The 13,770-nt window shown below is 40.7% G+C and carries 9 protein-coding genes and 1 pseudogene; 2 read left to right on the top strand and 8 right to left on the bottom strand.

What is annotated here, in order from left to right:
• Window positions 1-213 precede the first annotated feature (213 nt).
• Window positions 214-1,296, bottom strand: a complete 1,083-nt coding sequence (locus QUE86_RS03340; RefSeq protein WP_130050870.1) for a DUF4785 domain-containing protein — start codon at window positions 1,294-1,296, stop codon at window positions 214-216.
• A gap of 9 nt (window positions 1,297-1,305) precedes the next feature.
• Entirely contained in the window at window positions 1,306-2,172 is an 867-nt protein-coding gene (locus QUE86_RS03345; RefSeq protein WP_167658072.1) for a hypothetical protein, read from the bottom strand.
• Between the two features lie 408 nt (window positions 2,173-2,580).
• Here QUE86_RS03345 and QUE86_RS03350 point away from each other — a divergent pair, with 408 nt between their 5' ends.
• The gene (locus tag QUE86_RS03350; protein WP_130050868.1) at window positions 2,581-3,270 is read left to right on the top strand and encodes an alpha/beta fold hydrolase; all 690 of its coding nucleotides are present in this window, start codon (window positions 2,581-2,583) and stop codon (window positions 3,268-3,270) included.
• A 73-nt stretch (window positions 3,271-3,343) separates the two neighbouring features.
• Here the strand turns inward: QUE86_RS03350 and QUE86_RS03355 are convergent, their stop codons facing one another.
• The 6 genes from QUE86_RS03355 to QUE86_RS03380 all read right to left on the bottom strand — a co-directional run bounded on the left by QUE86_RS03355 (window position 3,344) and on the right by QUE86_RS03380 (window position 13,048).
• A complete protein-coding gene (locus QUE86_RS03355) occupies window positions 3,344-4,468 on the bottom strand; it encodes a lactonase family protein (RefSeq protein WP_256854678.1) in 1,125 nt (374 codons plus the stop codon).
• Between the two features lie 280 nt (window positions 4,469-4,748).
• Window positions 4,749-5,753, bottom strand: coding sequence for a leucine-rich repeat domain-containing protein (locus QUE86_RS03360; protein WP_256854679.1), 1,005 nt, complete (start codon window positions 5,751-5,753; stop codon window positions 4,749-4,751).
• 210 nt (window positions 5,754-5,963) lie between these two features.
• On the bottom strand, window positions 5,964-8,306 hold the full coding sequence (locus QUE86_RS03365; RefSeq protein WP_286259209.1) for an arylsulfatase: 2,343 nt from the start codon (window positions 8,304-8,306) through the stop codon (window positions 5,964-5,966).
• Window positions 8,307-9,175: 869 nt separating this feature from the next.
• Window positions 9,176-9,994: a helix-turn-helix domain-containing protein gene (locus QUE86_RS03370; RefSeq protein ID WP_286259211.1), complete on the bottom strand. Its 819-nt coding sequence runs from the start codon at window positions 9,992-9,994 to the stop codon at window positions 9,176-9,178.
• Window position 9,995: 1 nt separating this feature from the next.
• Window positions 9,996-11,024 (bottom strand): SDR family oxidoreductase, encoded by a 1,029-nt coding sequence (locus tag QUE86_RS03375; RefSeq protein ID WP_286259212.1) that lies wholly within the window; start codon window positions 11,022-11,024, stop codon window positions 9,996-9,998.
• Between the two features lie 434 nt (window positions 11,025-11,458).
• Window positions 11,459-13,048, bottom strand: a complete 1,590-nt coding sequence (locus tag QUE86_RS03380) for a Na/Pi cotransporter family protein (protein ID WP_286259214.1) — start codon at window positions 13,046-13,048, stop codon at window positions 11,459-11,461.
• 469 nt (window positions 13,049-13,517) lie between these two features.
• Between QUE86_RS03380 and QUE86_RS03385 the strand changes: the two are divergent.
• Window positions 13,518-13,694, top strand: a pseudogene (locus tag QUE86_RS03385) (helix-turn-helix domain-containing transcriptional regulator); the annotation flags it as partial.
• Window positions 13,695-13,770: the final 76 nt, after the last annotated feature.

Here is a 13,770-nt window from a genome sequence, read left to right on the forward strand (position 1 = left end):
TTTGTTGGGTTACTCATTCACTTCTCACTGTCTTCTCTTTGTGCTAAAAATAAATTGAACCACAGAGTTCGGCGTTAAAACGCCTAAACTCGCATCTCGCAAACTTTTTCGTCTGATAGCTGACGGCTGAAAGCTGATAGCTCCTTCCCCTAGCAGCTCGCAAACTTGTTGGGTTTCGCTTCGCTCCACCCAACATACGATAAGAACTCCCCTTTATTCCCCTGCAAACTTTAACATTCGCGTTTGGTCGGTAAGCTCAATATCCACCAGCTCGAACGGGGCTTTGGCTGCTTTAGTGACCGCGAAAGGCATCGTGAAACTGCCATAACTATCAATCTGTTTTGCAACTTCGACCGTTGCTAGTTTAATGCGTTCACCTTTATCACCTTTACCAGTTAAGGTTGCACGAATAGCAAAGCGGCCTGATTCGGTCACTTGCACTGGCACCTTGGCTTGATATTTATTGTTGCCTAGCGCTGTCACTTTAGCTTTATCCATACTGATGGTTTGCATGCTGTGTACAAATGGCATTTTTATAGATCGTTTAACAGTTTGACCATTCACTTTAGTATTTACACTAGCCTCAAGCTCATAGTAACCATTTACTGCACCTAAGGTTTCAAGTGGGTAATTAAATACGGCTTCACCATTTTCGTAACGCACATCAAGCTTTTCGCCATCTGGACTTGAAAGTGTTAACTGCACATCGCTATCTTTAAAGCGTTTTTTGCCCATACTGAGCTGCATAGCGACACGTTGTTGATGATCTTTTACTCTAAACTGCGATTTAGCATGCAAAGCATTACTCGAGCCCTTTTCAATCACATGCAGCAAGTAGGTGTCGTTGTCGTTAAGTGCTTGGCTTGTTCTTAACATTGCCTTGCCATTGACCTGACCGAGCTTTAACCCAACACTACCATCGTTAAACCCAGCATTTTCCATTTGCTCTTGTGCAACCATTGTTTGCATTGGCATTTGTCTAAAGTTGTCATCACGTACCGACAGCTTATCAAGCTGTAAGCCATGAGGCTTAAATACTTCACCATTATCAAAACGTGCTTTTGGCGCGATACGAATAAAGTTATCAGCTTGGTTTACAAATACTGGCACACCTCGCTTAAGTTCCTTGCCCGAAACCTTCTGCCAATACTCAACGCTGTCTTTTTCAAGTGTTTGCAGCTGAGCGCCTAACGCAGGTTGAACTTGAGGAAACTGATAAACCGTTTGATCATTTGCTTGTGCTGCTGTGCTTACAAGCATGATTGCAGCTGTAAGTGTGGTTAACTTATTAATCATAGCTAGCTCCTAAATTCGATTTTTAAGCATGTTTGGCAAGCCAAAGCAGTTGCGTCGACTTTGCTGATGACTCAAAGGCTCACTGCCTTGGGTCCGTGATTTATCGGTAAACCACACTACCCCAGCTAACGACTGAGAACTGCAATTTAAAAAGCCATCTGAGCAGCTGTCTAACCAGTTTTGTGTTACTTCAAGACCCACTTGGTTTTGGTAACCACCGCAATAGCTGTCGCTATCCCATACAGCTGATTCAACATCACTGCCCACTACAGTTTCGAATCGAGACGGTAAACTTGGGCGGTTTGGAGTGCCATTCAGCCATTGTGCGTTATACGACGCCATCCAAGATACTTGCTGTTGTTTTACTGCATCGCTGCCGTAGCCCAAAAGCCAACCTAAGCTTTGCTCGAACGAATTACCTGCAATAACCGCATCAGCCAAAGGCGTGCCACCACTTGAAGGTGCCAGTGCAATAGTACGCGTTACTTTGCTAATAATATTTGGATAACGGCTATCCCATGTTGGATTAGATAAAATCCAACGCACCACATTACCGCCATTAGAATGGGTGATCAGGGTTAAATCAGTGATGTTTTTATTATTGATAAATGTAGTGAGCTGCCCAGCTAAACAGCCAGATGCAGCATCTGCCCACATGTACTGATCAAAGTCACAATTAATGACCGTGTAATTACTACTATTGGGCAAACCTTGGCGAACTGTGTCAACAAAGCTGCCTGTCCAATAGTCATTATACGCATCGCTTTGCTGGCCTGTACCGTGCACGAATGCGACTCCTTGCGCAGCAAAAACATTGTGGCTGATACCCGCAGCCAACATTAAAGCTGGCACTAGTGAGAGTGTTTTTATTTTCATGTGTGTTCCTGTTGATTGTAATCTTATCTATCAGGTTGGAGGAGTGACCTCCGACCAAAAACATAGACCAAACAGGTACGAAAGCAAGAAAACATTTACAATAATTTAACTTTTGGGCGTTTTTTAAGTACAAATTATTAGATTTTAGGAGAAAAAAGTGAGGACAAGACTCGAGTTGCTTTACTCTCTACTTTCTCTAACTTGCTAACTTTCAATCTGATAGCTAACGGCTGAAAGCTGATAGCTCTTTTGTTCATCGCGCGAAATAAATTTCACGCCTACAGTGCTAGTAAAATATAAACTCATACATTGCACAATGCTAAATAGTGCCGCTGCACGAAAGTACTATATCCTGCCCTGTTTAAACTTCATACATTGTAAATTAAATGTTAAACAGGAGAATACACAATGAGACGCCTATTGACGATGATTACGCTATGCGCAGGTATGAGCACAACGGCTCTTGCAGCATGCAGAGATAATGTTGTACTTGTACATGGAAATACCGCCTCCCCTTCTAGTTGGAGTAACACAATTAATGAATTAAAACGAAAAGGTTACGCCGACAGTGAAATTTTCACCCCAGATTGGGGATCTAAATCTTGCGCGAGCTGCAACGATCATAATGGCAGTGAAGAAACACCAGTGCGTAACGCCATTCTTACTGCGATCAACCAATCTTGCACAGGTAAGATTGATATTATCGGCCATTCAATGGGTGTAACACTCGCAGCGCAGCAAATTTATAAGTTAGCAATGGCATCAGATGTTGATACCTTTGTAGGTGTTGCAGGTGCCGCACGGGGCCTATTAAGTTGTGGTGTTTACCCATACAACGTGTGGAATAACACTTGTGGCTACTATGGCTTATCGGTTGGTAGCCCGTTATTAAACAGTATTTATGGTGAAGCATTAGGCGACAAAGTGTATTCAATAAAAAGCTACTCTGATCAAATTGTCTGCTCAACAGGCACTTGCTATGTGTATGGTATTCACAGCAGCCGTTTATGGAATGAAAATGCCACCTACACTTACGTACTAGGCCACTTTGGTTTGCAAACTGACACCTATGTTAAACAAGTGAGTTTGATTCAATAGCTGCTAACAGCATATTGTCAGTTCTGGGTTGATAAAGGGGTTAGGTAAAAGAAACACCAAACCCCTTTATGTTTTAATTAAACAAGATGCAAGTAGGTTCAGGAACATTTACTGTACTGTTGGTTCTATACTGAAGTAACCCTGTTGTTTGATCAATCTTAAATACAGCCACAGTATTAGAATGCTGACCTGCCGCTAATAACCACTTTCCTTCAGGGTCCATATTAATATTACGAGGAAACGCACCACGAACATGTTCTGTTTCAAGTAGTCTTAAAGAGCCAGTTGACTCATCGCTTGCAAATACACTCACAGAATCATGACCGCGATTAGCTGAATACACATATTTACCTGTTGGATGTACCAGAATTTCTGAAGCTGAATTAAAGTCTTCCTGCTCTTTAATTGCTTTGCCTAACGTAGGCACTACAAACTCTCGTTTAGTTTGACCAGTTTGTGCATCATACGTAAAGGTAGAAATGCTTAAATCCAACTCGTTTAATAAATAAATGAACTGGCCATTTTTAGAAAAACGCATATGCCTTGGACCGCCTCCTGCTATTGTATCCGCTTGTCCATGCCCGATTAATTCAGCTGCATTGTCTGCTACACGATAGATCATTACAGCATCCAACCCTAAGTCTGGAACAAAGGCAAATTTTGCATCAGGTGAAAAACCAACCCAATGAGGGTGAGGGCTATTTTGGCGATCTTTAACGACTTTTGAGCCACCAGTATGCTCTATTAACTGACTACGTTTGATAACTTTACCGTCAGCAGCAAGTGCAAATACCGCCACAGATCCGCCGCCATACTGAGCTGTTAATAAAAAGCGCCCAGAAGGGTGAACAGCGATGTGTGCCCCACTACCGTCACCAATTTCAACATGATTAAGCAAAGCAAGTTTTCCGTTAGTTAGCTTGCTATATGCAGCTACTACAGGCGTTTTGTCTATTGTCGCTGCTGCATATAATACATTCAGAGTTGGGTGATTGGCTAAGAAGCTCGGCTCTTTGATTTTTGCAACAAGAACTGGCTCAGATAACTTTCCTGTTTTTTTATCTAAAACCGAATGATAAATACCATCACCAGATACTGAGCCTGTACCAAAATAAACATCTTGCTTTGCATAACAAGATGAACCAAAAATAATAGACACACTCATTAATAATTTGATGAGTGTTTTACAGCAGAACATATTTATTCCCTTTTCATAATTTTTTAAGCAACCAGCAAATATTAACAAACAGATGGGGCCAGGTCTTTCTATTTGACTTTACTCTAACTTCTTAGCGCGAAATAAATTTCACGCCTACGGGTGAGCATTTCGCTTTAACTATATGCAGCTACAATCTAACCTAAACCTTATGGCTTAAAGCTCTTTTGTTTTAATCTGATAGCTGACGGCTGATAGCTCCTTTCTCCTTTCCCCTCGCTAACTTATCGAGTTTCGCTGCGCTCTACCCTACACGCTGGTATTAATACCCTTCAAACCTTGTTGCACAACCAATGCCTATGCACTCAACACGGCTGTCGAGTTCTAACAGCTCTAAATTATAGCTTTTGCTAACATCTACCTTTTGTAGTGGATTATTAAAAAGGCTGATATCAACTAAATTTTCATGTTCACGTAAATCAATATTTTTTAGTTTGTTATTCGACAAAAAGAGCACTTGAAGCATGGGGTTTGCTGTTAAATCGATAGTGCTTAAGTGGTTATTACTGGCGTAAAGTGCAGTTAACTTTTTATTATGGCTTATGTCTAAAGAGCTAAGCTGGTTGGCATCTAGGTTTAGTTCGCTAAGCATCTTGAACTTGCTTAAATCTAGGTTTTTTAACTGGTTATTTGCAAGCTCAAGGTTGCGAATACCACTCGGTATATTTACTTTTGTGAGCTTATTGCCCGACAGATTAAGTTGATACAGTTCAGAATTAACAAGCGTCAATTCGCCAGTCAGCTTATTATCATTAAGATCAAGCCATGTAAGTTTACTGTTAGTGCTTACATCAAGCTTTGAAAGCTTATTGCCACTCAGCATTAAAGTCATTAACTCTTCGTTGTTATTTACATCAATACTCGTAAGGCTATTCTGACTTAAATCAACAAGGAAAAGCTGGCTATTGTGGCTTATGTCGATTTCGGTCAGTTGGTTTGGCATTTTCTTATCGGTTGGTCTGCTTGTAATGCCACCAATTTCACCAACGATGAAGCTATCCCCTTCATTGCTGAGGTCGAGTTTTATTAAGTTACTAAAATACTCAAGCCCTTTGGCTGAGGTAATACCGCGATCTCTGCAATGTATTTTTGTCACCTCACCCACCGTTTTATAGCCACTTTCTTGTAAACACGCTAAGAAATTAGCATCAGCAACCACAGTCTCTATTGGTGTATCGTCATTAGCCGAAGCACCAGCAACCCCAAGATTTAACACAAGCAAACACGCAAAAACCATTTTAATAGCCACAAAGTTCCCTTTTAACATTATTTCACCTTCAATTTTCAACACCAAAATCAGATGGTTAAGTAAGAGCTCTCACCATCTAAAATCAAAGAATATACATAATACAGGTTATTTGACGATTGTACCCACAAAGGTTACAAAGGTTAATTGCTTATTAAAAAGTAGGGAGCTTGAAAGTTAGTATCCTAATGGAAAGCAAAGCCCACTAATGTGGGCTTGCAAGTTGAACAACTACTTCAGTACATACTCCACTTTGTGAAGCTGACCAGTAAAAGCAAAAGGAGCTTTATCATAGTAGCTTCGTGAAACAGTGGAACCGAGATCTTTTCCGATATCAAGTGTTTCTGTCGCTGAGTAACGAACAGGTGGTACTTTATCTATCTTACCGGTAGCAATCTTCTTACCGTTAACTAAAAGAGTCGCTTGTCCACCATTCGGAGCTTCACCTTGTTGAATATAATCAAGTGTCAAAGTGACCTCACCCGCAGGTAATGGCTCCTTAGATTTTAAGTAATAGTGATCCTCGTTGAAGAAATTCATTACATAGACAGGTTTATTATCTTCAATGTATAGACTATAACCAGCACTACCACCGCCTACAGCTACTAATACACCCTCTGCACCATCTTTAGGCATATTAAACGTTGCAGTAATTGTGTGAGAGCGACCATATACAGGAGGTGCACTACCCTCTGGCACGCGACTAGTACCTGGTAGATAAGTGAATTTTGATTTCCCTTTGGTCACACTTGGACGTTCAGGGTTCGATGCTCGCTCAACAAAACGATCATCAAGTGGATAGACGTTATATTTTTCTGCTTCTTGATCGAAAATAGAGATTAACTTATTAAGTTTATCTGGGTATTTATTCGATAAATCTACCGCCTCAGAAAAGTCTTCTTCAATATTATAAAGCTCCCACTTATCGTTACCAAAGCCAGCTGAGCCACTTAAGTCCCACGGCACACCGTGGAAAGAGGCAGCAACCCAACCGTCATTATAAATTGCACGGTGACCACCAGTCTCAAAGTACTGAGTCTTACGCTTACCTTCAGCATTTTTATCATTTAGTGAATACAACATACTTACACCGGCTATTGGAGTCTGCTCTACTCCATTCACTATTTTTGGCTCAGGTATATGTGCTGCATCTAAAATCGTTGGCACGATATCAATTACATGATGAAATTGCGATCGTAAGCCACCATGCTCTTTAATATAGTTAGGCCATGAAATAACAAGCCCATTTCGCGTACCACCGAAGTGTGAAGGTACTCGTTTCATCCATTGGAATGGTGAAGAGCCAGCCCACGCCCAACCAACCGGAAAGTGATTTTCGTGAAGAGGCCCACCGAGTTCATCGATTTTTTCAAGCTGCCCTTCAACAGTGTCAGCAATACCATTCTGAGTCATCATATTGTTAAGCGTACCAGTAGCACTACCTTCAGCACTTGGGCCATTATCACCAGCAATAAATATAATCATGGTATTATCTGCATCGGGTAATTGTGAGATAGCATCAAGCAACCGGCCTACGTGATAGTCGGTATGTGCAGCAAAACCCGCAAATACTTCTTGGTGTCGACTGAATAGTTTCTTCTCGTTGGCAGACAGAGAATCCCACGACTTTATTTCTTTAGGTCGTTTTGTCAGCTTGGTATTCTGTGGTACTACGCCAAGCGATTTTTGTCGTGCAAGTGTCTCTTCACGGACTTTATCCCAGCCCTGATCAAACTTACCTTTAAATTTATCATTCCACTCCTGCGGCGCATGCAAAGGAGCGTGTGTTGCACCCGTTGCAAAGTACATAAAGAATGGTTTATCACTATCGATAGACTCTTGTTGGCCTATCCAGTTTATAGCATCATCAACAAGATCTTCCGTTAAGTGATACCCTTCTTCCGGTTTTTTAGGTGGCTCAACAGGGGTGGTATTTCTAAATAATTGAGGCTCCCATTGACTTGTTTCACCGCCTTGAAAACCATAAAAATACTCAAACCCAAGTCCTGTAGGCCAATGATCAAATGGTCCTATAGGGCTTGTCTCCCAATCAGGAGTATTGTGCCATTTACCCCATGCAGCCGTGTTGTAGCCATTACTTTTTAATATCTCAGCAACGGTCGCTGTTTCATCGGGCCAAACACTGTGATAACCCGGGTAACCTGTTGAAAGCTCGGTAATCGTGCCTGAAGCAACCTGATGATGGTTTCTACCTGTCAGTAAAGCGGCACGAGTTGGTGAGCAAATCGCGGTAGTGTGAAAACGATTGAACTTTAAACCTTGATTAGCTAATTCATCGATTGAAGGGGTCGGTATTGGCCCCCCAAAGGTGCTGGGGTGCCCGAAGCCAAAGTCGTCAAGTAAAATCACTACGACATTAGGTGCGCCTTTTGGTGCCTGAATTGGCTGCGGATAATCCTGTTTTGAAGTTTCAAATGTTTTGCCTATTTTTCCTTCAAACTTCCCATTACTTATAGGTATCACTGTTCTATCTATTTCGCTAGCATATGCTTGTGGTAGTCCCGAAAGCAGTAATACTGAAATAATAGCTCCCACTCGACTTAAACGATTCATTCCTTTCTCCTTGAAATATCTGAGCTCGATACAGTTTCTAGTATAGATACTTTTTTTCATTTTTTGCGAGTGTTTTTTAAACAAAGTTAAAGGTGATGTAATTGGTTTTTAAATCGCATTTTTATATAGCTTTGTGCATCGAAGCCATTAGTAAAAAAACTGAATAATATCCATGTATCATTTTCAAACCCCAAATATTTTGCCTCTGAATTATTGTTGTTATTGAAGATATTACTGCTAACAAACTATTTCGATATTTAGGATATTAATAAGCTCAGCTGAAGATTTAAAAGCTGGTAGCATATTTACTCAAGGGCCTAACAAAAGAACAGCGTCGAAGTGGCTTGGAGTGTCAGAATAATCATCAAAAAGTCTGAAGTTACGAATATTAAAAGTGAAGTAAGAACGCAATTAATCGTGTATCACGCAGGGTTTCTCTTATCTGTATGGCAGATACTTTCTTCGAAAAGGCGAGCCATCGCTCCGCCATCTATATTTAGTGAATATTTAACCTAAATTGTGTTTGTATGAACTTGATAACAGAAAGATAACAGCTCCATATATTCGCCAACAAAAAAGCCGTTGCATTGCAGCAACGGCTTTTTGTATTTGAATTAAGTTAAAACTAATTTCAGACTTCTCGATTATTTATAACTCATTACTAGACAAAAACGTTTTAGGTCATCGGCTGTATTAGGTGAATTTCGGAATAAAACCTCTGAAGTATTCAGTTGTGTGATGATATTAGAATACTTATAAAGTGTTTCCATTCTCTGCTTTAGCCATGCATTATGTGTTAAAAGAAACAGAGGCTTTATCGTTAATATATAAGTTAACTTACTTTAAAATCCTAGAATTGCGAGTTTGCATTAATCCCTATCAGTTAATCTAACACTCTTTTCATTCTTCAGTTGGCTTGGGTTATATCCAAAGCGCTTTTTGAATGAAAAGGAAAAATGTGACAGGTTTTCAAAACCGAGTTCCAGATAAATATCTGAAGGTTTCTGCTGTTTTTGCTCAATCAAAAAATGCGCTTCATCTAGTCGTTTAGACGTTAACCAAGCCGCTGGTGAGAGCTGAAATATTTCCTTAAAATCGCGTTTAAAGGCAGCTAAGCTCCGTCCGCTAAGATAGGCAAAACGTTCAAGTGTAACGTTAAACTTATAATTCTGCTGCATGAAGGCTTTCAGATCGAGCTTACCGGGTTGCCTGAAATCAAACAAAATACGGCCTAAATCCGGCTGCTGTTGCAGTAAAATCAGTAGTAACTCTTCACGTTTTAACTCTGCAAAACGCTGGTTGATATTTCCCGCGCCTTGATAGTAAGGGGCTAAAGAATGAATAAAATTCTGCAACAACGAACTAAGTTGAACTTCCACATAAGCCTGCTGCGGCACAACGTGCTCTAAATTAATTGGATACTTATCTGCAAAGCCTTGCAAAAAAGACTGCTCAAAAATTACGACCACTTTTTCAAAATGCCCGTTAATAGGTTGTTTATTGTAACGTATCAGATGATTTTTACGCACGACACAACACTGCCCAGCGTGTAATTGATGGCGATTTTTACCATCAAAACCCGTGAGTACACCCTGCGCTAAGAAAATAAACATATGCTCAGGCACAAACTGCTCTGGGGAAATTTCTGGCCCCAAATAACAAGACTTAATTTCATTCAGTTTCATCATGTTAAAGTAACTTGTAGTGAACCAACGACTGAGCAGCGGCCAACACGGCCTGTTCGTTTGAGCGCGGCTGCCAACCCAACATGGTAAGGGCCTTTTTATTAGACGTCTGTCGACAAACCCCTACCAAAGGTTTAATCGCACGTGCTTTAGGATTGAATAGTGCCGCGATCTTTAATAAACAGGTAGGCAATGCTTTGGTTGAAATATTAGTACTATGTTGCGGCATGGCTTTTTTCAAATAATGTGCAATATCCATCAACGACATACTCCCCCCAGCCAGTGCCAGAAAACGTTCCCCTGCCGCCTGCGGTGACAACATGGCTCGTATATGTAAATCCGCTACATCACGCACATCCACTATGCCCATGATAATATCTGGCAACCTCTGCATTTCGCCGCTCATCAGTTGGCGAAGTATTGTATGTCCAGCAGACAGACGTTGATTAATCAAAGGACCAAAAATTCCCATTGGGTTAATTACGGTCAACTCTAACCCTTTCCCCTCGTTATGAATATAATCCCATGCAGCCCGCTCTGCCAAAACTTTGGATTTATTATACGCAGACAAGCCCTTCTGCTTGGGGTTGGTCCAGCTTTGCTCTGTAATTACTTGTCTAGTGTCGGTGTGGCTGTAGCCCACTGCACCAAAATTGGATGTCATCACCACACGTTTAATACCAGCCTGTTTGGCGAATGTTAAAACTCTGAGCGTGCCCTCAACCGCAGGTTTAATAACATCATCTTCTGTATTTGGCTCGCCCATGGGCAACGGTGAGGCAACATGCAGCACATAATCACAATCTTGCATTGCACTTAGCCAATTGTTGTCATCTAGCAAGTCAGCTTCTATGAGATGTAAGTTATCTTGGATTTCTAGAATACCTGCATGTTGCAGCGTCTCAAACAATTGGTTTTGACTACCCAAATTGCGCACTGTGGTGTTTACCCGATAGCCCTGCTGCAATAATTGTAATATCGCTTGAGTAGCGACAAATCCAGTGCCACCGGTTACTAATACTGTTTGTTGCATGCTGACCTCATTAAAGTTCAATATCTTACCAAGCCAAACCGTATGGCCTGCGCGGGTATTGTCATTGTAGAGGTATCTAATAATTTGATGGTTTGCTCAAAAGCTCAGTTTTATTTTATCGATTGGCTCACTAAACTAGATACGATAAATCCTCAGCACATGACGCCCGCCTAAGAGATTTAAAATGTTTGCCTAAAGAAGTGGGTTCAGGTCTTGCTTTTTAACTTTACTCAAACCTACTCGCACGAAATAAATTTCACGCCTACGGTAGCGAGTTTAGCTTTAGCGATGTAAAGGCACAATCTAACTTAAAACTTATGGCTGAAAGCTGATAACTCCTTTATTCTTTCCCCTTATAACTCGCTAACCTGTTGGGTTTCGCTTCGCTCTACCCAACCTACAAGCTCCTTTTTTATTCGGGTTTAAAACGCCTTCTACAACTCGGCATTTTTGCGAGAATACATTTTACGTAAGTTCAACAGCTTATCTTTTAGCCGCTGTGAATAGGTTACGAAATTTGTCAGCGTACCGGCATCCTTTCTGTTGGTATCAGCAAGTAGCATTAATAATTTTCGCTGCGCCTGATTCAGATGCAGTTGCAATAACCTAGCCGCTTTATCTATTTCGTCATTTTTAGGTTGTTCTAAATTCTCGCTTGTATGAGTAAACAGGGTTAGCGTATCACTTGAAAGCTCGCGAATCATAATCAAAATATCGCTTTCTAATTCAATAAATTGTTCATTCATAATCCGCTTACTTTCAAACAGATCAATGATGGAATCATGAATTTGGAACAAATAATCAAAGCGATTAATTTGCAACATTAACTCTCGTGACTGCTCTTCATCATTGATTTTACTAACAATGGTTGTGAAATAAGTGATGTATTCCTTCTCAACAAAACTGACATATTCCAAGCGTTTTTGTGCAGTATCTTGAATACCTTTGTAGTTGGTCTCTAAGCTCAGCGTGACCTGATTGTAGTTTTCCTTTAAGAAGTTAAGCAGTTGTTGGTTACCTGATTCTAACTTATCGACGACGTGCTGAAACTCTTCATCTTCTTGGTAAGTCGGCAATTCAAGGCGCTCAAAGTCCATTTTTCCTTCACCAAGCAGAAAATCAACAAAGCGCGTAAAAGGGTTAACAAAAACAATAAAAACTAAACTAGCAACCACATTAAAAATAAAGTGGATGTTTGCCAGTGCGACAGCGGGATCAAGCGTAATTTCACTTAACTTATCACCAAACAATAAAATGAAGGGCAAAAACAAAAGCACCCCACCCACATTAAACAACAGGTGGCTCAGCGCTGCTTTCTTAGCTGCGATATCCATACCAAACACCGAGATCATAGCAGTTGCTGTGGTACCAATATTCGCCCCCATTATAATGGGTACCGCGTTCTCAAGCCCCAAAATACCTTGCTGAGTAAAAACAATGGCAAGCCCGGTAGTCACCGAACTCGACTGCACCATAGCAGTAAATACACAGCCCACTAAAATCGCTAAAAGCGGGTTTTGCGGCTGAGTTAAAATCTCAATTAATGCAGGGTTGTTTTGTAATGGTGCAAGTGATGAAGAAATCAGGTTAAGGCTAAAAAACACAAAACCGAAATAGAAAATCGCCTTACCAAAAATAGAAAAGCGATTGCGAGTCAGCGACAGAAAAAAGCCAATTATAATGATCACAGGAGCAAATACCGTCAGCTTAAAAGCCACCAGCTGAGCCGTTATGGTGGTGCCCACATTTGACCCAAAAATAATACCGACACTATTTTTAAACGTTAACACCCCCGCATTTACCAAGCTTATCGTGATCACCGACGTCGCAGAACTCGATTGAATAAAGGCCGTCACCACAGCGCCAATTAGCACCCCGAAAATAGGAATGTTAGTCGCGCGACTTAACGATTTACGAAAGCGTTCCCCCGATATACTTTCAATTTCCCGAGAAAAGTTCTCAAGCCCAAAAATAAAAAGGATAATGGCGGTTAGCCCAGCCATGGCTATGTTCAGATTTTCCATTCGCTTATAAAGTGCTGATATTGTTAATCAAGATCGATACAAAAAGTATAGATTTGAGTATCTTATAGCGCAATGATCGAAAACAAAGTAACTGGTTTTAGGGTAAGTTGCTAGGAACGAGATTCGAGATTCGAGGTTTAGGAGGCGTTTTAACGCTGAACAAAAACAGAGATATTAGATATCAGTCGTTAGAACTCAGATTAGATTGTGCCTGCGCATTGTTAAATTGAAATGCTCATCCGTAGGCGTGAAATTTATTTCGCGCGATAAACATAAGAGATTTCAGTCGTAAGCTATCTGTTTAAGAACACATGTTAGTGAGGTGCATAGTGTTGGTTGTAGGTTGGTAATGGGGTTAGGCAAAAAGAAAGCCTGGTCCCTTGGTTCTTACATTTGACTATATGGAAACACAGGAAGAAAACTAAATGACTTTCTAAGAGATTGTCTAGCTAATGATGATCCTAATACGTTTATAGAAGCAATTGGCTTTCTTGTGAAAAAACACGGAGTGAGTGATGTTGCGAGGTCAACAGGCTTGAGCCGTGAAAGTATTTATAAAATAAATGGTAAAATAAAACCCCGCTGGGAAACTATTTTTAAGCTAATGAAAGCTTTAAATCTACCACTTACAATGAAATCAATTTGATTAAAGGTGCACTAAACAGAGTGGACTCAAATTTCTCGGATAGCGCAAGGAAAGTCCAGAGAGGGGTCAACGGCAG

Source organism: Pseudoalteromonas apostichopi, from assembly GCF_030297135.1.
GTDB classification, from domain to species: Bacteria; Pseudomonadota; Gammaproteobacteria; order Enterobacterales; family Alteromonadaceae; genus Pseudoalteromonas; species Pseudoalteromonas apostichopi.

What these genes read in the sequence shown, in the direction of transcription:
- QUE86_RS03370 (WP_286259211.1), bottom strand. Translation starts at nt 9,994, where the DNA reads ATGATGAAACTGAATGAAATTAAGTCTTGTTATTTGGGGCCAGAAATT.
- QUE86_RS03380 (WP_286259214.1), bottom strand. Translation starts at nt 13,048, where the DNA reads ATGGAAAATCTGAACATAGCCATGGCTGGGCTAACCGCCATTATCCTT.
- QUE86_RS03375 (WP_286259212.1), bottom strand. Translation starts at nt 11,024, where the DNA reads ATGCAACAAACAGTATTAGTAACCGGTGGCACTGGATTTGTCGCTACT.
- QUE86_RS03345 (WP_167658072.1), bottom strand. Translation starts at nt 2,172, where the DNA reads ATGAAAATAAAAACACTCTCACTAGTGCCAGCTTTAATGTTGGCTGCG.
- QUE86_RS03340 (WP_130050870.1), bottom strand. Translation starts at nt 1,296, where the DNA reads ATGATTAATAAGTTAACCACACTTACAGCTGCAATCATGCTTGTAAGC.
- QUE86_RS03355 (WP_256854678.1), bottom strand. Translation starts at nt 4,468, where the DNA reads ATGTTCTGCTGTAAAACACTCATCAAATTATTAATGAGTGTGTCTATT.
- QUE86_RS03360 (WP_256854679.1), bottom strand. Translation starts at nt 5,753, where the DNA reads ATGTTAAAAGGGAACTTTGTGGCTATTAAAATGGTTTTTGCGTGTTTG.
- QUE86_RS03365 (WP_286259209.1), bottom strand. Translation starts at nt 8,306, where the DNA reads ATGAATCGTTTAAGTCGAGTGGGAGCTATTATTTCAGTATTACTGCTT.
- QUE86_RS03350 (WP_130050868.1), top strand. Translation starts at nt 2,581, where the DNA reads ATGAGACGCCTATTGACGATGATTACGCTATGCGCAGGTATGAGCACA.